Below are 19,326 nucleotides of genomic sequence, written 5' to 3' on the forward strand. Positions count from 1 at the left end.
TGGTCAGATGTTTAACCGTAAAAATAAGAAGTCACCTGCCAATATCAAAGAATCGCTTGATGAGAACGCTGACCGTTTTTATAAGATGTTCCGAATCCATACCACCTCAAAAGTGGTTATTTCCCTTCTGGCATTAGCAGCAGCAGGGGTTTCGGCCTTTAATATTTACGATAAGTATCAGGAATCAGAAGGACGAATGGATCATATTGCCGTCGTGCGCATATCGGGAGAAATGGGCACCGGGTCAGAGGCCGGTGACGGTTCTGTGATAGCCGCAGCACTGGCAAAAGCGTACAACAACCCGCATGCCAAAGCTGTCATTATCGAGGCGGAGTCAGGTGGTGGCGGACCTTCAGACGCGATTATTATTTATCGCCAGATTAATGCACTTCGAAGCCACCAGCAGAAGATTGAACGTATTTCACATGCGGAATCCGCAAGCAAGACCCGTAATACGGGTGATACCAGTGCTTCACGCTCGCAGGACGATATCAATGCCGAACAATCGAAACGCAATACCCTGGAGGTCCTCTCCGCCGGGAGTGGCCGTTTCATTGCCGATATGGAAACCAGCTATAAGCCTATTATCGTTAGCGTCAAAGGCATTTGTGCTTCAGCGTGCTACTACGCCGTGTCCCCTGCTGACGCCATTTATGCAGATAGCAGCGCTCTGACCGGCTCGATCGGCATACGAATGGATCACTGGAACCTGTCCCGCGTCATGGATACGGTCGGTGTTAAAAATGAGCCGCTCACAGCAGGGGAATTTAAAGCTGCACTCGACCCTTATCATCCGCTTTCCGAGGCCACCCGGGATTTTATGCAGAAGCAAATCCTGGATTCCATGCATGAAAAATTTATTTCGGACGTTGAGCAAGGCCGGGGTAACAAACTAATTAGCCGCCCGGAGGCAAATGCTGTCGCTCTGTATTCCGGCCGGGTATGGACAACGCAGCAAGCAATCCAGTACGGTCTCATCGACGGTGACCTGACACCAGTCGAGGTCCGTTCGCGTCTGTCTCAAATGTATTCGACCACTACATTCAAAACGTACAACGAGCCGCAACGATCGCTTCGCTCCGCGCTCGGTATGTTAATGAGCCTGTCAACCAACATCGAAACGCTGGCGGGCACAACCTCCCGGTTACTTGATTCTGTTCAGGCCACCAGCTATCCGACGGTGAAATAAGATGGACGTGATCCTGATGGCGTGGCGGGTGATAGCAATAAGTATTATTGCCCTGGTACTCATTGTGCTTTATTGCTTGATGGGATTCGTATCGTCAGCCATTGCTGAACGCAGGACGGCCAAGCAAATTGAAGCGTACCTTCCTGATGATGCAGAAGGCCTTCTGAGCGATTTAACTCTGCCGGTTAGTGCCACTGGCACCACGCAGATTGATCACGTCCTTATCGCCTCTCATGGGCTCTACGTCATCGAGCAGAAGAACTATGCTGGAAAGCTCTATGGGAAGCTGGATGAAAGCCACTGGCGAAAATGGAAATCGTCAGGGACACTAAAGTTACAAAACCCGTTCAGGCAAAACTACGGTCACATCAAGGCCATTCAGTCTACATTACGCGCCAGCGAACTGGAGTGTATCAATGTTGTCATCATTAACGGGCCCTGCAAGTTTGAAGGTGAGAAGCCAGACTGGCTTTGCATGGGTATGGGTGATTTTGTTCGGAAAGTCACTGAGCGGCGCCAGTTAACTGTATTCAAGCCTGAGGCAGTAAGTTATATCCGTGGGGAGCTGAAGTTAAAGAGAAAGCCTCCTGGCCTTTATACTGATCTGGACCATATCCACAACGTTACCACCAGATACAAAACAACTATGCGATTGGAGCAGCGTATTACCTATAACCTTTTGCGCTTTCTTCGGAATCTACCGGGTAAAATATTCGGTTCGACAAAGTAAAAAAAAGCCCTGCTAATTTATGCGGGGCTTTTTTATGGATTCAACACCGGAATATTTTGCCATGCTTCCTGCATAATTTGCATGACCTCCCCAATGGGTAGCGACGGCCATAAGACTGTGTCAGTCATGATTACGCCAACCGGCTCACATTCAATGGGAACCAGAATTAAAATCACACGAGTCCCTTTAACCTGATACGCAAGATTAACTACCGCCTGTCTGTAGGTTGCCAGAACACCAGAACCGTACTCCGCTGGTTTGCTGGCCCAGTTCCGTACCAGAGCATAAGCCTGCGGCATATAACGATTATCCAGAACGCCCTGTGGCCGACGAAAAGGCACAATATCATCGGAGCGGTAGATAGTAGTGGTGGTTACGTTGGCCGTTGTCATTATTAAACTCCTCCCGTCCAACCCTATTAAATCTGAATGAATAGGGTTCAACTAACAGTTCCTAGTCGTGAAAACTGGCTAGTGTAGCTAGAATTTTTGTTCCATTTGTTGAGCTTCAAAATCTCTCGTTGCCTTCAATAATGAAGCGCCACTGTAGTACTCCGGTTCAGTAATATCATCCTCTTTATTCAACCATTGCGAGGCTGATTCATTGCCTGTCTTAACTGTACTCACATCGCTGCCTTGGTATTTGGGCAACATTACGGCATCCACTTCTTGATAAACGCCATTGCGTTTCACCAGGATTTTAACCGCTTTCGCTTTGCTGCGTTTTTCGCGCACTTTATTAACCAGATACAGCACGACAATCCAGCCTACCAGTACGTAAAGAAAAGTATTCATAATGCCCTCCTTTGTATGTGTCCATTATACCAGGTTCCGTCCCAGCCCAAATAGGTTCGGTGCATGAAAAATAGACTTTCCCGCTTGAATCTGCAAATCACCTCCGGCGTGCCTTTGCTGCCCCGAGAGATATTTTCTTTCCGGATGCGTCTGACAGATTCAGAAAAGGTACTTTTCTGCACGACGGATTTAATTTAGATTCTCTGACTTCACGCCCCACCAGCCAGAGCCCACGGCCGCAACCTTTACGAAAAAAACCGTCAAAATTACCAATGTCGATAGCTCCCCACCAGCGGACGCCTGCGAACAGCATCAATCACCACCACCCCCACATCCGCCACCAGCGTCACCACCACCCCCACATCCACCATCACCGCCTGAGGTATCGGGGGTAAAGAAGGAACCATTTCCGTCGGCAATCCCCCCTCTCTTACTATCCTGCGTATACCGACGCCCTTCGGTCTGGGAATGGCAAAGTGCCTTTTTATTACGGGCTCTCAAAAATAGACAGCAGAAAAGACATACAACCACATAGAGGGTTAAAACAATATGGAGAATCATAAGCACCAGTGAAATCCTGTGAGTCATCGTTAATTGTCTGAGTATTTATATCAAAGTCCCTCGCGCTTAATTTTTGCTAGCACGTCCCTTTTCTCTCGATCGCGAATTAAGATGGCTCAGTTCAGTTACAGACGACACACCGCAGGCATCCGCCAGGCATATCTACACGCAGGTCGGGAGGTCACGACGATTTCTTTCCGGATGCAAGATACCTTTTCAGTTCCCCGGCGCCATCTCGGCACCGGGCGAAACCATCTGCATGCGGGTCAGACTTATACCACCAGCTGTGGGCCCCGGGCAGACCCAGACTCCCTTCCCCGTTTGCCAGCACTGACAGCTGAGTCCATAAAAAGAAACCCGGAGTTACCGGGTTCTTGTGCTGATCAGCTGGCCTTCAGTCCGTGGCTTTGCAGGTGGCTATTGAGCGCATCATAGGCATCGGGTTCATAATTCCAGTTACGCCAGATCAGCTGGCGATCGTGGTCGCGATGATTACGGATGGCAATCTGGAAATGGCCTGCTGGCTGGAGGTTTTCGATAAAGACGTTCTGGTAACCGGCGGCAACGGCGCGGGCTTGAGCCAGTGATAACGGTGATTCGTTGCTGAAAAATCCGCTCATGGGCATTTCCTTCATAATGGCCAGGCCTGAGCCTGGCACTGGGTGTCAGGCCACAAGGCGTTTCGCGAGTTTAACGAAGTGATCTTGGTTGTTGTAGAGCGGCATCTGATAGGCCCGGTCTGAAATAAACATCCGGATCTGGTCAAATGTCATGCCGCAGTTAAAGCCGGTTTCGCTGACATTAGCCCGGGGAAAATCGGCGCAAAATTCGTTTAACACCTTCTCATGGACAATGCCGATATTAAGGAGTCCGGCAGGTCCGTTATCACGGAAAGACACCACCCGGAATGCACCGTACCAGCCCGACTGGCAGAAGAAGGTAAACGCCTGGTTCGCAAGTCCGTTAAACAGCTCGTAACGCAGGCTGGCACTTAGCGATTGACTGTCCAAGCAGTACACACGGTTGATGAAGACGCCTGGGTCGATATTTGCAGGGGTCTGCCCGTAAGCAATACACGGCATAGGCATTTCCGCAGTGTCTTTGTTATCACCAATTACTTTATATTGGGTGGCGATGATATCCGCCAGCATTGATCCACCAAGTGTGTTAATTGCTGCGATGTCGTTAATCTGAATATTAAGATTTTTCATATTTCACCTCGTCGTTTTTTATTATTATTCCACAACCGGTTTCGTGGCTAATAACCTGAAGTGAAATATTTAATAAATAATTCAGTACGACAGACACAAGCCGGTTGACCGTTCAAAAATGTCCTGTAAATGAATACCACAGACATCCAGATTAAAGCGGACAAGCTCTGCTTCATTATTTGAAGTAGAAAATAAATAAAAATCAAATCCACCTGTATTATCATCTTTGAAAATTCTGAAGGAATTATTATCAACAGCGTCGGCCAGTTCAACGTGAACGCCATAGCGCACTTCACCGTCGTCAAACTGTGCAATTCGGCGCACAGATTTAAGACGGACAAATTTCGCCAGCTCCAGTTCGGGCGCCTGGGAAAACGTCAGTGCCTCGAAGATGAGATCAGCCGTTTCATGTTGCTTCCTGCGGTCGAACTCAAACAAACCGCCACCGTTGTTGCGATAGACCGGCTGAAGCGCATTGACCAGGTTGAACGACTGCCGGTTCCTGTCATATCTGTACATTTAAAGGTACTCCAGACCTGCCAGCATCCACCAGCAGGACATAATGTGATTAGTGCCAGTCGGCGATCAGTTCTTCGCACTGCAAAAAGGATAAGCACTGCTGTGCCAACACGGGCAGTACGGCAATGTTGGGTAGGCGGTTGTAACACCAGGCGTTAAACAGCATCTGCCACGGACCGGCGTAGTAACCGGCCATTTTCTTTTTTTGCTTCGGAGTACGGCACGCTGAAATAGCCTGCTGATAGAGACTTTCATTTTCGGCACCTGAGCGTTGTTGCAGTGCCTTGTAAATAAAGGAATAGAGAGCGTCGGAACAATTAGATGCGTAAGCCAGACTGGTTTTCATAATACCTCCTGTTTTTTGGTATTATATAAAATTCGACCTGCTAGCTAATAACCTACACTGAATATATTTTTAAATTCCCATAAATATTAAATATGGACGAATGTGGATTTAAGCGTTGTAAATTATTAAAACCATATCTTATTCTACCATTATGTATTCCCTACAATACGCTTGCTAATTCGTAATTTTGCAGTTATTTGAATATCACCATCCTAAAAGCTGGTAGCCACCTATTTTCCCTCGGATGTAAGTTCACAATAACTCTGTTTATTGCCTGTTCAGTGGCGGTTAAGATTTATAAATGGGTGTGCCATTCGTCAAATCGGTATCCATGGGGTTTGCAGGTACTTATTAAAACGGATCATTCACCTTTTACGTTTACTGCAAACGAGCGTAAGAATTCAGTTGCAGCTCTGCGTCCGCCTGCTGTTGCAGCACGTCCATCACCCGGCTGAGCATGGTCAGCGCCTGGGAGGGGGAGCCGCCAAAAGTCACTTTAATTTCGTTGGTGGTGTGGTGCTGCTCCAGATCGAGAATATTCACTTCCACGTCTTCGCCCTTCTCATCCTTCGCCGTACACTGAATGCTGACCCGGGTCACAGGGTCCTTAACTGTCTGCAATGGTGCCTTCGTGCTGACGTTGATCGCGATATTCTTCATTACCCTGTTTCTCCTTGACCTGTGGTGGTAACCGACCCTACCGGGTGGAGGGTCGGTCAGAAAATCATGCCTGGCCCTGTTGCTGCTTTTCGGCATGCTTACGCAGGTACTGCGTGAGATTGCCGTGGGCTTCACAGATGGCATTCATCTCATCATTGGTCAGCACTAAGGTGTACGTATCGTCGCTGAGGTTCTTAGCGGCACGTTGTTCTGCTTCTTCCGCAATACGCGAAAAAAGCGGGATTGCCGTGTCCGCAATCGTCGTCACGGTCTTTTTGTTGAGTACGCTGGAGACCGATACAGTTTTAGGCTCTGGCGTTTTGATCGGATCTTTCGCCTTCGGCTCCGGGGTGTTTTCCGGAGTTGGCTCCGGGTTGGTCCCAACATTCCCGTCCACCAGCTGCGGCGGGGTGGTCTCATCCGTAGTACCTTCGACGGATGTTTGTTCCGTCACGGTGGTTTCAGGGGTGTTTGCGTTCGTTTCCTGCACGACCGGCGCTTTCGGCTGCATGGCTGCATCAATGTTGCCAGCTTTGACGAATTTAAGGGTTTTGGCCGTAGCCTTGCCATAGACGTCGATGGCTTTGGTGATATTATTCACGGCCTTATCGCCGCTGTAGAGATATTCATCCAGCGCGACATACATGCTCACTTCCCCTGTCACCAGCATAACCTGGAGGGCTTCAGGCAGGTCCAGGACGCGAACCATCTGACGCAGGTGCTGTTCTGTTTTACCGCGACGCTTGGCCAGTTCTGCGAACGTTTTAGGTTCTTCAGCATCTTCGACCATCCGTTTGATGGAGAGCGCCTCAGCCACGACAGACAGAGCCAGATTAGAGTTACCGTCCAGCGTAAACTGTTCGGCACTGGCGCGGCTACCGCGAAACTCCTCGCAGCGAATTAACGAAATCAGTTCACGCCCTTCCTCTGCCAGCTCGATGTTTGCCATAGCGGCGGCGCGGATACGACATGCCCCCTGACGCAGAACAGGACGACCATTCAGAACCTGCACGACGATAGCTGGTACGCTTAAAGGCTCAGACTTATAGGACTCTTTAAGACTGTTCAGGTGGGCTACCACGTGGGGTAAGGAGTAGTAGCTTTCTCCCATGCCAGCGGTACGGGTGTTAAAACCTTCTTCCTCTTCGACCACTGCCGGGTTGATGACCAGACCATTGCTTTTGCGTGCGCCGTTACCGGAACGCTCCAGGTAAGTGCGCAGGCTGATATCGTTGTTAGCGGTTTTTACATCATTTTCGATAGTGGACATTGTGGCCTTCCTTTTAAATTTTCGTTTAGGGTGGTTGTTCGCTACAACACAACAATACCAGGTTCGATTCATTTCCTAATAACCTGAGGCGAAAAAAAAAGTAACTTTTTTTCCCGTGGTAATAGTACGTGATCCGTCCGTTTTAATTTTTCGCTAAGGAGGCCAAATTTAACTTTAGTGTGAAATCGGGTACCAAAAAGCCGGAATTTATCGAAAAAGTTACTTTTCCGTCTGCAAGAACCCACAATAATGCAGAACCGTCAGCATGAAAGGTGTTACATGCGCTGAAGGGAAGATGAGTAAGAGGGGAACTGCGGCGTCACAAGGCATCTAAAGTTACTTTTCCAAAATATGGAATGGCAATCTATCTATCGCTATAAAAGAATAACCGGGATCACTGTCGAACATCTCAACGCGGGGCAGGTAGAATGAGGGAATTAAAATCGGGCCAGGCTAAATCTGCCCGGCCATCGGGAAAGGATACGGCGGCATGGGTCTTACACGAGATAATGCGAATGTATGGTCTTTTCCGGTTGCGACTGTTGGGTTTCTTTCTCACCTGTGGCTAACCGTCGGTATTCGGCGTCACAAAACATCCGTAAGTTGGTAAAGACTTTCTCCATAAACTCAGCGTGAGCAAACGACTCACCCGGGGATTGTGTACGTTCTTTCATACATTCCTTTTTAATCATGTCGACACCTTCGGCACAGGTTGCAGCGGGTACGTCAGCGGGTCACCGGCTGGCGCTGATAATTCGTGAATCCGGAATAGTATTCTACCCTGTTCGCATGCCACATCTGGTCGATAAGCGGGGAATTTCAATCCTATATTGAACCCAGCGACCACCGCAGGGAGAAGGGGCACATTCTCCCCCGCTCTTCTTCCGTCTGCGGGAGGTCACACTCGGCGCGGTGTCCCCGGGCAGAATCATGCTGTGACGGCTGGCGTCCATATCAAGATGTCAGCTCCTGGATTAAACCGCCTCCATCTTCTGTAAATGCAGGGGCTAATGACTGTGTGCAACTGAATTTACCGCAGCATCCGTCCTGTATAAAAAATCCTCAAAACGTTGTTTTCTATTGTATTGACAATAGAAGTTCAGAAGATCATAGTAATCCCATGGCGCGGCATCCGCACCAACGCCCCGGCGTTTCCGGGCATAAGGTAAGCATCATGACCCACGATATCGACACCCTCATTCGTCTGTCCCAGCATAAGTCCCACATCGTCGCTGTACGCCGCCTGCAACTGGCCTTTGAGCTAGAGCTGCGCGACGCAAAAATCAACTCACGTGACGTCGCTGATGCGCTGGCTACCTTGAATGCGGCTATCAGTCTGGAAGAAGAGCTGAACGGCTCTGCGTATGACGATCTGCATTTTGACCTGACCGATGGCGCGAAAGTCGACGCAGCCGAACTGGCAGCGTACCGGGCACAGAAACCGGTGGCTTCCTGCATCGTGGCCGATGGCAGCATTGTGCCAGACGGTTTCGGTGATTACTGCGAGCCGCTGGCAGATGGGGCGCATGACTTGTTTGTCCGTCCGGTCTCGGCATAAGGAGCGATCCATGAGCAAAGAGACTCTGTCACTGGCAACCCGTTACGCAGGCAACTCCTCTGTGATTTCGGAAATGCAGACAGCGCTGGACGTAATGCCGCTGGTGACGGAAGCCGTTCAGAGCGTGTGCGAACGGGTTGAATGTGAGCCCACTGAATTTCTGGACGCGATGGCGCTTGTAAAACGTTTCCTGCTGGCAAAACAAGATGAACTCCGTGCGGAAAGCGTTTCAATCCGCAAGCAGCTGGGTGAGATGGGGGAATAATGATGATTAAGGCTACTATCAGCAACGATGCGCTTCGCACCCGTATTCAGGCGCTGCGTAAAACCAGTGCAAACACCCTTGTCAGCACGACGAAATTCGACGCTGATGCGCTGGAGGAGCTCCTGCGCCTGCGTACCGCAGTGAAGCTGAGACGAGTACGCGTGGTCCAGAGTGGCACCTGCGACTGCGAGGAGCCCTGTGAATGCATGCCCGGGCTGTATGTAACCGTCGACTCCGGCGTGGGTCACGGCCAGGCGGTCTGGACTTACCGGGACGACGGAAAATCCGGTCTGGCGTACTGGTGCGAATTTATGGGACTCGCTCCATTCTGGGCCGAAGACCAGATGAATGCCGCCGAACTGCTTCGCGAGAAGCTGGCCTGGCTGGGTGAACATGTCGAGGTGGTCCCGTGGTAATGAAGCTGTATTGCCCCGAGTGCCTGGCGTACCTTGAAGGGGGGGATGGAACGCTACAGGACTGTCACTGCGGCTGGAAACAGCCGGTCAGCTCTTCCACTGAAGAGGGCGATGATCATGACGCTGACTAACGCCCAAATTTATACTCTGCGTCGGCTGAATACCGGAACCCGCTACCTGATGCAGGGCAACGGAAAGAAAGGGATGGAGCAGCGTCCAGATTGCCTCAGTACGCTGGGATATTTTCCGGTTAATGCCCCCAGTCTGCCGCCCCTCTTCCGGCTGGGCCTGATTGAGTTCACTCTGAAAAGTGGGTTAGAACAGAGCTGTTTCTATCGCGTACGGCTGACCGGGCGTGGGCAGGAGTTAGCCACAACGGCGGTGATCTCGGTGGGCTGACTCAGCCCGCTGCTGCACTGCGCATTACAACTTTAACAGTCTGATTTAAAAAATAAATACAGCTATCAGGTGGAAAAAGCACCCGTTGTTTTGTATTGACAAAACAACTCTGATTCTGTATATTTAATCACACAGCGGCACTCTGGCCGCACGCCCCGGCGTTTCCGGGCATACAGGATAACCCCATGAAACCGATGCTTAAATCCGCTTTCTTCTCAGCTGTTAAATCACTCCTCACCAACGGCTTCAGACCAACCTTCTACACCGTTAACTGTGGCCGAATCGGCATTATCGCCTTTACCGATAAAAACGGTTCTAAGCAGGTTGAACAGGTCTATTCCTGTACCTCGCTTGCCGTGAAGACCATTGCTCCCCGTTTCGAAAAGTGGTTTGCTGCTGCCGTGGCGGAATTTCATGCGGCCGCAGCTGAGACTCTGGAGTCGGGCCAGCGGGTCCTGGACAAGGGTACTGTTCGTACCGTGACGGGATTTCGAAGTGCATTCATCCGCAGCGCTAACGGCACACCCCGTGCCCAGGCACGGACTGGCGTAGTCATGCTTGATCATCGGCACGAAGTTATGGCCGGTGATCTTGTTCGAATGGCTGACAATCCATCAGACACCGTCGTCCATAATACAGACCAACAGCCTGACCAGACAATTCATTCTAACGTGCAGAACGTTTCCGTAAACCTCGCCACAGGACTGGCCCCTGACCCGACGGTTTCAACAGCGACATGACACGGCTGCACTCTCCCCCTGGGAGCCGCACTACGCGGCTCTGTTTGACCGAGAACACTATGACCGATAACAATGAAAAGCACGTTAACGCGATCCATATGAAGGGCAACGATAACGCGAAAAAAGATGAGGCCGACAAAGCAACGGCACTGGTCCAGATGCGTATGACCCCGGAGAAAAAATCACGCTATGTCCGTGAGGCGAAGCGTAATGGCCTGACTATCTCGGCATGGATTCAGCGTCATATGGATCAGGTATGTGATGAGTCAGACGTAAACTATCTAAAGAAAAAGGCTGGCGAGCAATAGGCGACAGTCCACCAGCAGCAGCGAAAAGTTACTTTCCCGGTTGCCTGAAAAGGACCGCATACTGCAAACACAAGGTGTGAACATCACACCCCCGCCCCGGCGGCTCCGGGCAAAGGAGTATCCAATGAAACTTTCCCGCCAGACCACGAACGACACTGCTGTTATCGAAGGTACCCGCAGCCACTTCTGGGGTCGCTCGCTCTACTTCATCATTGAGAATGCGCCCAGGGCACACCTCGTCGCTATTGATGAATTGCTGGATGCAGCGGGTTGGGAAAGCGATCACTGTCCAAACTACGAAGATGACGATGCGTTTGGGCATGCCGGTTACAGCTGCGGGTACATGATTGAGATCGATGACGTGGCACGCTTCAGGGCTGACTATAAGCGCCTCAAAAAGCAGATTGCCGCCCATATCGCCGCCCAGCGTAAAGCCGCAGCCAAACAGACGGCATGAATTTTAATGCAAGCGTTGAGCCTGCATCTAAAAGGAACTGTGCAATGACCGAACAACTATCGGATGAAAAACTGCACCAGCTGGAAGGTGCTGCCGCAAATTACCGTACGACATACCAGGCGCACCTCGCTAATCCACTGGATGGCTCCGCAGTACAGGACTGGGATGAAGCGACCCGTCAACTAATGGCGGTCATCAATTACGATGAAGCCAATATTATCGCGCACCTACTGGCTCGCCGGGATGCAGATCTTGCCAGGCATGAAAGCGACATGACCCGGGCTATCGCAGCTTGGCAGACGGCATCCGTGAAGCTGTCCGAGCAGGCCAGCCAGCAACCAGAATTCCACCTCCGCCGTGTTGGTGGGGACGAGGAGCTCTATGCCCCTTGTGGAAAAGATTATCCACGGGGAAGAGCGTACTACGTTAAGCCGGTAGTGAGCCTGGTTACCGTAAATTGTCCGCCCTGCGACCAATGCTTTGATTCTGCCGACGCCGCAACGGCCTACCGGGATGAGCAGTGGAGACATGTGCTGAGTGAAGCTGGTGTGCTGGTTACGCCGGGGGAGACAGCCCCGGTTCAGCCCACTGAAGACAAGCCGCTTTCCAAATAGTGCGATTGAAAATGAAAACGAAGATGAAACAGCCCAAATCTGCACTTCAGAATGCGATGAAGGGCGAAGAGCCTGCGAGCGTACAAATTCAGATGCGTGCCACTGTAACAAGAAAAGAACGCTATAAGGCGCAGGCAATTCAGGAGGATCTGAATTTAACCGAATGGATGGCGAATCATCTGGACGCCGTCTGTGACGCCGCCGAAGGAAAGGCATCCGTCAGCATCTTTTCCCCGGTTGTACCGGAGAAGATCCCAGACAGCGTCTACCAGGTCATCTATCAGGAATGCGGCGGGTTCGTGGACTGCGATGCGAATGCCCAGACGATCTGGAATGCCTGCCGCCAGGCCATTCTGAAAAACGTGAAAGACTGAATACCCGGCGTCATTTTACCGGATGCAGCAAGGACAAACATGACCATAATTGAACGCCGTGCAGAGATGCGCCAGACGGCCATTAAAGCTCTGCTGGATGCTGAAGAAGCACTGACCGCACTGGCTATGTCCTATGAGCTACAGCCCAATGAGAAGACCAGTGCATGTCATCCACAAACCAGTACTCTCTCCACGACCAGCCAGGTTCGGAAATTGCGGCGGGTCCTCGAAAAATTGAGGCGTTGAGAATTAAACAGGACGCAGGAGGAGGTACCCAGTGCGAGCCGCAGCCGTTCTGGGGAGAATTTTAATCCGACGGTATTCCACTGAGACTGTTGAATGCCTTGGGTAATTGAGTGGCGGTCTGCCACCGAACGGAAGGAAAAAAGGGTTTCCCCGACCGGAGAAACCCTTTTCTAAAGGTGCTATTGGCTTGCTGGCCACATCTGAATCGAGGGGGGTTACCCCCCCTCTTTCAGCTACTTACCGGATTCGTAGTCCATCACAGCCGACACTTCCCGCGTACAGTCTTTCAGCCGCAGTTCGCAGAGCGAATTGCGCGTAAGCCAGGTGAATATCAACAGCGTAAGACATACTATCAATACGCACAAAACAACGGGTTGGTTCGGCAGTTTCATGGCTTCTTCTCCTGTCAACGCAAAGCAGAAGTGTCACCATCGGTGCGAAACAGAGATGTCATGCTTTGGTTCAGAGAATGCGTTTGACCGCCTCGCTATATACTTCCGAGCGTTCTCTTTTCCCAACAGAAATCACGAAAACGACAACTTTCTCGTCTATAACCTGGTATACAAGGCGATAGCCTGAAGACCGGAGCTTAATCTTGTAACAATCAGGCATACCACGGAGCTTGTTTGCTTCAATCCGGGGTGACTCAAGTACTTCAACCAGCTTCTTTTTCAACTGTTCACGTACCGTCGAGCCCAGCTTTCGCCATTCCTTTAGTGCCCGCTCGTCAAAATCCAGAAAATACGCCATCAGAGTTCATCCAGCGTCACACGTACTGGCTTAGGATTACGAAGTCGTTCTTTCACTATCTCCACAAGTTCAGCATCTTCATCACTCAGGAGTGTCTGTTTGAACGGCAAGCGTTCATTGTCAGCGATATACTCGAGCATGAGACGAAGCGCTTCAGAAGGAGTTACGCCCATTTTTTCAAGCGCGGCGTAAGAACGCGCTTTAAGTTCATCGTCAATACGTAGGTTAATGCTACCCATGTCTTACACCCCTTGTAATTACAAATGTCATTACAAGTATCGCACTACAACATGCTTAGGGCAAGTCACGAAGTAAGTCAGAAAGTAGTCGTAAGAACGGTGATCACTGTCCGCTTTGTGCCAGAAGCGGACTTTTTAAAAATATTGCGTGCCCAACAATTGGGCGCAGGTCACATCAAGTACCCTCAGAATTATAGAGAATACCTGAAATTTTTGTAGAGCGAGGTTTGTTACCCTGCCCGACCAGCGACATGTGGTTAGTTTAGTGATCAGAAATGTCGAGCGTTTGGTCGTTCATTGACGCGGGATCTTCCAACGGTTCCACATGAGTGGTGATATGGATAAAAGGCAGTGCGGTGCGGATATCATTCTCTATACGCTCGGCCCAGTCGTGCCCATATTGAACAGTCCATCGCCCAGGAACTAGGATGTGCATTGTCATAAACGCCCGCCCGCCAGCCTGGCGTGTACGTAGTGCATGGAAATCAAGCCCCTGTTCACGATATCCTGCCAGCAGTGACTCGATTTTTTTGAGTTCTTCCGTGGGTAGCGATACGTCCATCAGACCTGCAGCTGAACGACTCATAAGCTGATAACCAGTCCAAACGATGTTGGCTGCGACCAGCAATGCAACGATCGGATCGACCCAAAACCAGCCGGTCAGATAAACCAGTCCGACACCAAAAATGACACCGACCGACGTCCAGACATCGGTCAGCAGGTGATGAGCATCTGCCTCAAGAGTGATAGAGTTGTGCTGCCTGCCAGCCCTTAACAAAATGCGAGCCGTCACAAAATTAAGGATTGATGCGACTGTTGAAACCAGTAATCCGAGACCAATCTCCTCAAGCGGCTGTGGAGTTAACATCCGCTCAACTGCGGTATAGGCGATACTGGCTGCCGCCAATAGGATCAGAAATCCTTCGAAAGCACTCGAGAAATATTCGGCTTTGCCGTGCCCATATGCATGGTTCTCATCGGCCGGAAGCGCAGCCAAGGTCAGCATCCAGAGCGCCATTAGGGCTCCTGCGAGGTTAACTACGGATTCGATGGCATCAGATAGCAGACCGACCGAACCGGTCATTTTCCACGCCACACCTTTGAGTCCGATAGTGGCAATAGCCGTGGCAATGGAAAGCCAAGCGTAGTGCGTCAGCGGACGAGGTAACCCTTTTGTTTTAGTCATTATTAACTTCCTAAAATAGGACGACTAACTCACATTTCTATCCATGATAGATAATTAAACAATCATTTCGCCATGAATATTTTTTCGTTTTTATTAAATTTAATTAAAAAGTCTCTGCAAGTGCTGTTTCATCTTCTAGTAAACTAAATTTTATTTTTAGGGTTTTCTTCAACTTGAAGTAATATTATCTCACAACAGATTAGTCACTTAGGTTAACTGAGCGGCTTTTATATTTTTCAATTAAAATATGCAAAACTCCCATTGCACCATGTGCATAAAAATAGACCTCAATGAAAGTAGTAAAGAACTTATGCCAGTGGATTACTGTTTCAGCCAGATTTGACTGCATGGTATTCAACAAGAACCATAGGCCACCTGAAAGTGCTACAATTAGCAATGCTAGAACTCCAAATCCTTGGATTGTACTGGCAATACCTCCCGAATGTGCATCGGGCAGTCGGAAACTAGTCAACGTTTTTATATCTTGCTTAATACCACTAAAGTCAAGCCCTACCCATGAAAAATAATAAGTAAAACCTCTTTGAGTAAGCATCCAACTTAACATAATAAAACCACAAATAATCAGTCCTAACCCTGAAATAATGTGCATCCAGGTTATAACTCCTTCAAGACTATGTTCACCAATTGCTTCGGTCTCTGTCAGATTAGAGTTAATAATTTGTGATAATATTAGAAATGCCACAATGATGTGAAGAATACGAAAAAAAGGAGCGTAATCATGGGGTAATAGATTCCAGAGTCGCAATTTCATTAATGAGTCCTTAGTAAATTTATCGATGATCTTAATCATACAAAAGAATTATTAGGATAACCTTAATTCTTAAAATTGCAGCAGGCATTAGTTCACCTCTGATATGGCCACTTGCGAAATGGGAATGGTAACTGTTATTACTATGTGTTTACTTGCTGTTCTTGTTACGCAGCCCCTTAAACACATTACTTTCAAATATGATTTCCTGCTGGGTTTAAATATGTGTCTTTCTATAGTGCGGCAACCTATTTTTACACCAACTCATGAATTAAATAAGAATCATAAATTAAATGAGAGGTTTAATTCTCTTGCTTAACGCGATGATATTAAATGGAAATTTTAATTTTTGTAATTTATTAAACAGTTAGAATGAGACATGGTAAATACGATCTTCCTTTAGATAATTCTGATAGCACTTTTTCTACTGGGCAGTCTGCAATGTCCGCTTCACGCCCTGAGACATTCGACAAGCTTTTTATGGCTTCAGTAAGGGCGAGTGGCGCGCTTCGAGAGCCAGCAAATATTTTGCTTCATCGTACTGGGTTCTGGCCTTCCAGCAGCGGTAAATGATCCTTATCCATTTGAACGCCAGTGCCCGGATCGCAGACTGATGAGATTTGCCCTTCTCTCTGAGGCCCTGATAATACAGTCTGGCCCAGTATGATGAATTAACCGTCTTGGCAGCCCATTCAACAAAGGTTTGCCTGACGAACTTGGCACACTGCCATCGCCAGTGAACCCAGGATTTCTGGCCACTTCGTTCTGTCACCGGTGCAATACCTGCGTAGTTTTGAATTTCTTCAGCGCTGTTAAACCGGTCACGGTTATCACCAAGTGCAGCAAGCATTCGTGGGCCCATACACGGCCCCATGCCCGGAAGTGATTTGAACAGCTCCGCATCTGGCAATGTGTCAAACAACGCTTCGATTCGTTCGTCATAGGTTTTGATGATTTCACTCACGACTTTAATTTGTGTCGCCAGTGCTGTTGCCATCAAAGCATTAGCCTCTATAACGCTCGGGTCTGTAGTCAATGGGATCGCGTTATCAATACTCGCAACACGTTGCTCGGTAAGAGCCATTGCGCGGCCACCTTTGGCATTCAGAAAGTTGCGGATCGTGTCGCGCCTCGCTCGTTTCAGTTGTTGCAGACTGGGCCACCGGATAATCAGCTCACACAATAGTAAGCTACCCCGATGTGAGAACCACTCCAGTGGCTGAGGATAATACTGTTTAAGTGTGTTGATTATCCGGTTCACAAAACGGCGTTTATCTTCAACCAGCTGACGGCGCTGCTCAACCAGTTGCTGGAGTAACCGGATATCCGCATTGTCGGGTTCAATGGCTTTTATCTTTTGGGGATAACGCAGCATTAACTCTAATGCCAGCTCGGCATCCTGCGGGTCATCTTTAGCGCCGCTGGGCGAGAAGGCCTGCCGGTAACGAGCCAGGGACAAAGCGTGGACGGGGAAAACGGTGATAAATGGATATTTCTGAAGAGCATACACCACGGGACCTTTCTTCAGCTCAACGGCGATAGCGATCCTGCCTTTTACCTTCTGGTGTAACTCGGTAAGCCAGACATCAAGTGCTTCCGGCGTATGTTCAATCACATGGAATGTGCGTTCACCGTTTTTAAACTGAACACAGACATCGTGCTTTTTATCTGCCCAGTCCAGACCAACGTGCGCAGCAAATTGATTAGTCGCAGTCATCACCAACTCCTTTTTATCGGGGATTGGTATGCATTCCACGCTCTTCGAAAGAAATATAGCCAGCAGTTTATCTGCATGCCCTGAGTATTCGTTAGCGAACGTGGAGCACCCACTGGCTCGAAAGAAAAGCGGCGATCATCACGTGATTCTCGCTCAATATTCGTAACCAGTAAGCGCATACCCTGAATCACTTAAAGTGTAATTCTCAGGGTGCGAATGACTATATCTCGCTCTTAGCGGACATTAGCATAGGCTATTTACCATAACGCCGCATTACGCGTACCGCTCAGACGGCCTGAGCGCGTTTCTGACGTGTCCCCGTTAAAAACAGTAACAAACCACCCGAAAATGCACGCCAGAAACGCTACGTAAGAATCTATCCTATGACTGGATATGCACTCAACTGAATAACGCCTGGTTTCAGTCCATTTTATCGGGATCAGCCTTCTTTCTGGGTAATTTAGGGGGCTTCACTTGCTGATTACTTTGCGTGCGGCGCGTGAGCCAAGGATGGTCAGCTTTAGGTTTTACGTAGAATTTTGAGCGTAAATCAAAACGGGCATTATCCACACGTTCATGGACACTTTTTTCATCATCCAGTGGTATAGGCTCCGGGCCATCAACATATTTTTCCCATCCCAACGCTTTCCCATCATACAGAACCTTAATTTCACCGTTAAAGCTTTCGCATACCGTGACAACCGAATGCCGAAGTCGATATCCCCGGCCTTCACTGCGAATCTGAAACGCACTGCTTTTGTACTGGAAAGTGAGATTTTTGGAGAGAACGCGCTTCGCCTGGAGGCTGAAGATATAACCCAGTTCCTCTTCAGAATGGTGTACATCAAGATGGGCGTTATCAGCAATACGAGGCGGCGTAGCAAACCGGTTGTTATAGGCTTCAATAAAGGTCGGCAACCATGCGTTTGCTGTTTCAATATCACTGATACCCTGAAGCCGCATTTCTTTGACCAGCCTGTCCTGCAGTGTCTGATTGGCACGCTCTACCCGCCCTTTTGCCTGCGGGCTGTTGGCATGGATTGGCTCGATGCCCAGTGTCTTTATCGCACGTGTGAACTGAGTCAACTCTCCTTCCCGCTCCGGGTTATTTACTCTGAATATACTGTGTCTGTCAGAATAGAGAGCCAGTGGTACGCCATGATCATTAAGGTAACCCCGGAGGGTTTCCATGTAAGCCCGGGTTGTTTCTGCAGGAGCGAATCGTAGCGCCATCAGAGCGCTGGTAGCATCATCGATAAAGACTATCAGTGTGCATTTGGGGCCCCGACCTTCAAACCAGTCATGAGGCGAGCCATCAATCTGGATGAGTTCACCGTAGGATGGGCGCCGCATCCGGCGCTGATAAATTCGGGCAAACTTACGACGACGTTCGCGCCATATGCCCTCCTCTACCATCCACTTCCTGAGAGTTTCAATGGATAAACACAAGCCGTGTATCTCGCGCAATTTTTCGCACGCAAGCGTAGGTCCAAAATCAGCGTAGCGGCCTTTGAGGAGTGAAATTACTGTTGCTCTGAATTCGGTAGAAAAGGAATTATTGGGACGCTTTCCACGTCGGCGGGAAACTAGACCAGAAGGCCCTTCATTTCTATACCGTTGCACCAGACGTTTAACCTGCCGAATAGAAATGCCAATGCGTGCCGCAGCTTGTTCCTGAGTAATATGGCGATTAAGTGACTCCTGAATAATGTGAAGTCGGTCGAGTTCCTTATGACTCATCGTAACAGTCTCTTTGATCATGAAAAATCCCCCAGAGAATTGTCTGGGGACATTTTAGAATGGTTCAAAGGGGACATTACAGCTTGGTGTTAACACATGGCTTCTTCTCCTTGCATTTTTGCAGGTAAGAGGCTAACCTTTAATGTGACTAGCATCAGGGGCCTCGGGTTTGTACTGACCCCAAAAAGTTGGACAGTTAAACACGAGGCACATAGGTCTGGGTTCGATATTCAATTGGACTCAGACCTTTTAATTTCAGGCTAATTCT

28 protein-coding genes and 1 pseudogene are annotated in these 19,326 nt (G+C 49.3%); 13 read left to right on the plus strand and 16 right to left on the minus strand.

All coding sequences use genetic code 11. The features are described from left to right. The first annotated feature begins 7 nt into the window (after positions 1-7). Both ACMWLG_RS21255 and ACMWLG_RS21260 read left to right on the plus strand, forming a co-directional pair. A complete protein-coding gene (locus tag ACMWLG_RS21255) occupies positions 8-1,189 on the plus strand; it encodes a S49 family peptidase (RefSeq protein WP_032610470.1) in 1,182 nt (393 codons plus the stop codon). A 1-nt stretch (position 1,190) separates the two neighbouring features. Next, positions 1,191-1,919 (plus strand): nuclease-related domain-containing protein, encoded by a 729-nt coding sequence (locus tag ACMWLG_RS21260; RefSeq protein WP_015063009.1) that lies wholly within the window; start codon positions 1,191-1,193, stop codon positions 1,917-1,919. A gap of 32 nt (positions 1,920-1,951) precedes the next feature. Here the strand turns inward: ACMWLG_RS21260 and ACMWLG_RS21265 are convergent, their stop codons facing one another. From ACMWLG_RS21265 to ACMWLG_RS21305, 9 genes are all read right to left on the minus strand, one after another. After that, on the minus strand, positions 1,952-2,311 hold the full coding sequence (locus tag ACMWLG_RS21265; RefSeq protein WP_015063010.1) for a hypothetical protein: 360 nt from the start codon (positions 2,309-2,311) through the stop codon (positions 1,952-1,954). Between the two features lie 87 nt (positions 2,312-2,398). Beyond that, positions 2,399-2,713 (minus strand): hypothetical protein, encoded by a 315-nt coding sequence (locus ACMWLG_RS21270; RefSeq protein ID WP_015063011.1) that lies wholly within the window; start codon positions 2,711-2,713, stop codon positions 2,399-2,401. Positions 2,714-2,979: 266 nt separating this feature from the next. Then, a complete protein-coding gene (locus tag ACMWLG_RS21275) occupies positions 2,980-3,120 on the minus strand; it encodes a hypothetical protein (RefSeq protein ID WP_154591402.1) in 141 nt (46 codons plus the stop codon). Positions 3,121-3,657: 537 nt separating this feature from the next. Continuing rightward, positions 3,658-3,894, minus strand: coding sequence for a DUF905 family protein (locus ACMWLG_RS21280; RefSeq protein WP_032610472.1), 237 nt, complete (start codon positions 3,892-3,894; stop codon positions 3,658-3,660). A 45-nt stretch (positions 3,895-3,939) separates the two neighbouring features. Continuing rightward, positions 3,940-4,485, minus strand: a complete 546-nt coding sequence (locus tag ACMWLG_RS21285) for a hypothetical protein (protein ID WP_032610473.1) — start codon at positions 4,483-4,485, stop codon at positions 3,940-3,942. Between the two features lie 81 nt (positions 4,486-4,566). Beyond that, positions 4,567-5,004: a hypothetical protein gene (locus tag ACMWLG_RS21290; RefSeq protein ID WP_015063013.1), complete on the minus strand. Its 438-nt coding sequence runs from the start codon at positions 5,002-5,004 to the stop codon at positions 4,567-4,569. A gap of 49 nt (positions 5,005-5,053) precedes the next feature. Then, positions 5,054-5,350, minus strand: a complete 297-nt coding sequence (locus tag ACMWLG_RS21295; RefSeq protein WP_032610474.1) for a hypothetical protein — start codon at positions 5,348-5,350, stop codon at positions 5,054-5,056. A 378-nt stretch (positions 5,351-5,728) separates the two neighbouring features. Continuing rightward, the gene (locus ACMWLG_RS21300) at positions 5,729-6,010 is read right to left on the minus strand and encodes a hypothetical protein (protein ID WP_032610475.1); all 282 of its coding nucleotides are present in this window, start codon (positions 6,008-6,010) and stop codon (positions 5,729-5,731) included. A 64-nt stretch (positions 6,011-6,074) separates the two neighbouring features. Beyond that, positions 6,075-7,280 (minus strand): DNA-binding protein, encoded by a 1,206-nt coding sequence (locus tag ACMWLG_RS21305; protein WP_032610476.1) that lies wholly within the window; start codon positions 7,278-7,280, stop codon positions 6,075-6,077. A 1,174-nt stretch (positions 7,281-8,454) separates the two neighbouring features. On the opposite strand from ACMWLG_RS21305, the gene ACMWLG_RS21310 reads away from it, so the two are divergent. The 10 genes from ACMWLG_RS21310 (at position 8,455) to ACMWLG_RS21355 (ending at position 12,657) form a co-directional block, all read left to right on the plus strand. After that, on the plus strand, positions 8,455-8,838 hold the full coding sequence (locus ACMWLG_RS21310; RefSeq protein WP_050596975.1) for a hypothetical protein: 384 nt from the start codon (positions 8,455-8,457) through the stop codon (positions 8,836-8,838). A 10-nt stretch (positions 8,839-8,848) separates the two neighbouring features. Then, complete coding sequence (locus ACMWLG_RS21315; protein WP_032610479.1) at positions 8,849-9,103, plus strand: hypothetical protein; 255 nt, start codon at positions 8,849-8,851, stop codon at positions 9,101-9,103. Continuing rightward, positions 9,103-9,519 carry a hypothetical protein gene (locus ACMWLG_RS21320; RefSeq protein WP_032610480.1) on the plus strand — a complete coding sequence of 139 codons (417 nt, stop codon included), beginning with the start codon at positions 9,103-9,105 and terminating at the stop codon, positions 9,517-9,519. The genes ACMWLG_RS21315 and ACMWLG_RS21320 overlap by 1 nt, the downstream gene beginning before the upstream one ends. Positions 9,520-9,636: 117 nt before the next feature. Then, entirely contained in the window at positions 9,637-9,918 is a 282-nt protein-coding gene (locus ACMWLG_RS21325) for a hypothetical protein (protein WP_032610524.1), read from the plus strand. Positions 9,919-10,103: 185 nt separating this feature from the next. Continuing rightward, positions 10,104-10,658, plus strand: coding sequence for a hypothetical protein (locus ACMWLG_RS21330; protein WP_015063016.1), 555 nt, complete (start codon positions 10,104-10,106; stop codon positions 10,656-10,658). A 59-nt stretch (positions 10,659-10,717) separates the two neighbouring features. Then, the gene (locus tag ACMWLG_RS21335) at positions 10,718-10,966 is read left to right on the plus strand and encodes a hypothetical protein (RefSeq protein ID WP_050596976.1); all 249 of its coding nucleotides are present in this window, start codon (positions 10,718-10,720) and stop codon (positions 10,964-10,966) included. Positions 10,967-11,090: 124 nt separating this feature from the next. Then, positions 11,091-11,423, plus strand: coding sequence for a DUF5417 domain-containing protein (locus ACMWLG_RS21340; RefSeq protein WP_032610481.1), 333 nt, complete (start codon positions 11,091-11,093; stop codon positions 11,421-11,423). A 44-nt stretch (positions 11,424-11,467) separates the two neighbouring features. Further along, positions 11,468-12,037, plus strand: a complete 570-nt coding sequence (locus tag ACMWLG_RS21345; RefSeq protein WP_032610483.1) for a hypothetical protein — start codon at positions 11,468-11,470, stop codon at positions 12,035-12,037. A gap of 23 nt (positions 12,038-12,060) precedes the next feature. Continuing rightward, positions 12,061-12,411, plus strand: coding sequence for a hypothetical protein (locus tag ACMWLG_RS21350; RefSeq protein ID WP_032610485.1), 351 nt, complete (start codon positions 12,061-12,063; stop codon positions 12,409-12,411). Between the two features lie 39 nt (positions 12,412-12,450). Next, complete coding sequence (locus ACMWLG_RS21355; protein WP_044255297.1) at positions 12,451-12,657, plus strand: hypothetical protein; 207 nt, start codon at positions 12,451-12,453, stop codon at positions 12,655-12,657. Between the two features lie 233 nt (positions 12,658-12,890). Here ACMWLG_RS21355 and ACMWLG_RS21360 read toward each other — a convergent pair whose 3' ends face one another. The 3 genes from ACMWLG_RS21360 to relB all read right to left on the minus strand — a co-directional run bounded on the left by ACMWLG_RS21360 (position 12,891) and on the right by relB (position 13,646). Beyond that, the gene (locus ACMWLG_RS21360) at positions 12,891-13,049 is read right to left on the minus strand and encodes a type I toxin-antitoxin system Hok family toxin (RefSeq protein WP_064758473.1); all 159 of its coding nucleotides are present in this window, start codon (positions 13,047-13,049) and stop codon (positions 12,891-12,893) included. Between the two features lie 70 nt (positions 13,050-13,119). Beyond that, positions 13,120-13,407 carry a type II toxin-antitoxin system mRNA interferase RelE gene (gene relE / locus ACMWLG_RS21365; protein WP_000323025.1) on the minus strand — a complete coding sequence of 96 codons (288 nt, stop codon included), beginning with the start codon at positions 13,405-13,407 and terminating at the stop codon, positions 13,120-13,122. Further along, positions 13,407-13,646: a type II toxin-antitoxin system antitoxin RelB gene (gene relB, locus ACMWLG_RS21370; protein WP_000534858.1), complete on the minus strand. Its 240-nt coding sequence runs from the start codon at positions 13,644-13,646 to the stop codon at positions 13,407-13,409. The genes relE and relB overlap by 1 nt, the downstream gene beginning before the upstream one ends. Positions 13,647-13,670: 24 nt before the next feature. Here relB and ACMWLG_RS21375 point away from each other — a divergent pair. After that, positions 13,671-13,787: pseudogene (locus ACMWLG_RS21375) on the plus strand (hypothetical protein); the annotation flags it as partial. Between the two features lie 121 nt (positions 13,788-13,908). Here the strand turns inward: ACMWLG_RS21375 and ACMWLG_RS21380 are convergent. The 4 genes from ACMWLG_RS21380 to ACMWLG_RS21395 all read right to left on the minus strand — a co-directional run bounded on the left by ACMWLG_RS21380 (position 13,909) and on the right by ACMWLG_RS21395 (position 19,079). Further along, positions 13,909-14,832, minus strand: coding sequence for a cation diffusion facilitator family transporter (locus ACMWLG_RS21380; protein ID WP_000167917.1), 924 nt, complete (start codon positions 14,830-14,832; stop codon positions 13,909-13,911). Positions 14,833-15,031: 199 nt separating this feature from the next. Beyond that, a complete protein-coding gene (locus ACMWLG_RS21385; RefSeq protein WP_001515348.1) occupies positions 15,032-15,604 on the minus strand; it encodes a cytochrome b/b6 domain-containing protein in 573 nt (190 codons plus the stop codon). Between the two features lie 475 nt (positions 15,605-16,079). After that, complete coding sequence (locus ACMWLG_RS21390) at positions 16,080-17,318, minus strand: IS110 family transposase (RefSeq protein WP_003030308.1); 1,239 nt, start codon at positions 17,316-17,318, stop codon at positions 16,080-16,082. Between the two features lie 420 nt (positions 17,319-17,738). Continuing rightward, positions 17,739-19,079 (minus strand): ISNCY family transposase, encoded by a 1,341-nt coding sequence (locus ACMWLG_RS21395; protein ID WP_000589001.1) that lies wholly within the window; start codon positions 19,077-19,079, stop codon positions 17,739-17,741. Between the last annotated feature and the right edge of the window lie 247 nt (positions 19,080-19,326).

The sequence above is a fragment of the Enterobacter sp. 01-M-02-SI-ECC genome, from assembly GCF_047530595.1.
Lineage (GTDB): Bacteria > Pseudomonadota > Gammaproteobacteria > Enterobacterales > Enterobacteriaceae > Enterobacter > Enterobacter cloacae_M.

Coding starts and splice junctions, on each gene's coding strand:
- ACMWLG_RS21255 (WP_032610470.1), top strand. CDS start 8: ATGTTTAACCGTAAAAATAAGAAGTCACCTGCCAATATCAAAGAATCG.
- ACMWLG_RS21260 (WP_015063009.1), top strand. CDS start 1,191: ATGGACGTGATCCTGATGGCGTGGCGGGTGATAGCAATAAGTATTATT.
- ACMWLG_RS21265 (WP_015063010.1), bottom strand. CDS start 2,311: ATGACAACGGCCAACGTAACCACCACTACTATCTACCGCTCCGATGAT.
- ACMWLG_RS21270 (WP_015063011.1), bottom strand. CDS start 2,713: ATGAATACTTTTCTTTACGTACTGGTAGGCTGGATTGTCGTGCTGTAT.
- ACMWLG_RS21275 (WP_154591402.1), bottom strand. CDS start 3,120: ATGGTTCCTTCTTTACCCCCGATACCTCAGGCGGTGATGGTGGATGTG.
- ACMWLG_RS21280 (WP_032610472.1), bottom strand. CDS start 3,894: ATGAGCGGATTTTTCAGCAACGAATCACCGTTATCACTGGCTCAAGCC.
- ACMWLG_RS21285 (WP_032610473.1), bottom strand. CDS start 4,485: ATGAAAAATCTTAATATTCAGATTAACGACATCGCAGCAATTAACACA.
- ACMWLG_RS21290 (WP_015063013.1), bottom strand. CDS start 5,004: ATGTACAGATATGACAGGAACCGGCAGTCGTTCAACCTGGTCAATGCG.
- ACMWLG_RS21295 (WP_032610474.1), bottom strand. CDS start 5,350: ATGAAAACCAGTCTGGCTTACGCATCTAATTGTTCCGACGCTCTCTAT.
- ACMWLG_RS21300 (WP_032610475.1), bottom strand. CDS start 6,010: ATGAAGAATATCGCGATCAACGTCAGCACGAAGGCACCATTGCAGACA.
- ACMWLG_RS21305 (WP_032610476.1), bottom strand. CDS start 7,280: ATGTCCACTATCGAAAATGATGTAAAAACCGCTAACAACGATATCAGC.
- ACMWLG_RS21310 (WP_050596975.1), top strand. CDS start 8,455: ATGACCCACGATATCGACACCCTCATTCGTCTGTCCCAGCATAAGTCC.
- ACMWLG_RS21315 (WP_032610479.1), top strand. CDS start 8,849: ATGAGCAAAGAGACTCTGTCACTGGCAACCCGTTACGCAGGCAACTCC.
- ACMWLG_RS21320 (WP_032610480.1), top strand. CDS start 9,103: ATGATGATTAAGGCTACTATCAGCAACGATGCGCTTCGCACCCGTATT.
- ACMWLG_RS21325 (WP_032610524.1), top strand. CDS start 9,637: ATGACGCTGACTAACGCCCAAATTTATACTCTGCGTCGGCTGAATACC.
- ACMWLG_RS21330 (WP_015063016.1), top strand. CDS start 10,104: ATGAAACCGATGCTTAAATCCGCTTTCTTCTCAGCTGTTAAATCACTC.
- ACMWLG_RS21335 (WP_050596976.1), top strand. CDS start 10,718: ATGACCGATAACAATGAAAAGCACGTTAACGCGATCCATATGAAGGGC.
- ACMWLG_RS21340 (WP_032610481.1), top strand. CDS start 11,091: ATGAAACTTTCCCGCCAGACCACGAACGACACTGCTGTTATCGAAGGT.
- ACMWLG_RS21345 (WP_032610483.1), top strand. CDS start 11,468: ATGACCGAACAACTATCGGATGAAAAACTGCACCAGCTGGAAGGTGCT.
- ACMWLG_RS21350 (WP_032610485.1), top strand. CDS start 12,061: ATGAAACAGCCCAAATCTGCACTTCAGAATGCGATGAAGGGCGAAGAG.
- ACMWLG_RS21355 (WP_044255297.1), top strand. CDS start 12,451: ATGACCATAATTGAACGCCGTGCAGAGATGCGCCAGACGGCCATTAAA.
- ACMWLG_RS21360 (WP_064758473.1), bottom strand. CDS start 13,049: ATGAAACTGCCGAACCAACCCGTTGTTTTGTGCGTATTGATAGTATGT.
- relE (WP_000323025.1), bottom strand. CDS start 13,407: ATGGCGTATTTTCTGGATTTTGACGAGCGGGCACTAAAGGAATGGCGA.
- relB (WP_000534858.1), bottom strand. CDS start 13,646: ATGGGTAGCATTAACCTACGTATTGACGATGAACTTAAAGCGCGTTCT.
- ACMWLG_RS21380 (WP_000167917.1), bottom strand. CDS start 14,832: ATGACTAAAACAAAAGGGTTACCTCGTCCGCTGACGCACTACGCTTGG.
- ACMWLG_RS21385 (WP_001515348.1), bottom strand. CDS start 15,604: ATGAAATTGCGACTCTGGAATCTATTACCCCATGATTACGCTCCTTTT.
- ACMWLG_RS21390 (WP_003030308.1), bottom strand. CDS start 17,318: ATGACTGCGACTAATCAATTTGCTGCGCACGTTGGTCTGGACTGGGCA.
- ACMWLG_RS21395 (WP_000589001.1), bottom strand. CDS start 19,079: ATGATCAAAGAGACTGTTACGATGAGTCATAAGGAACTCGACCGACTT.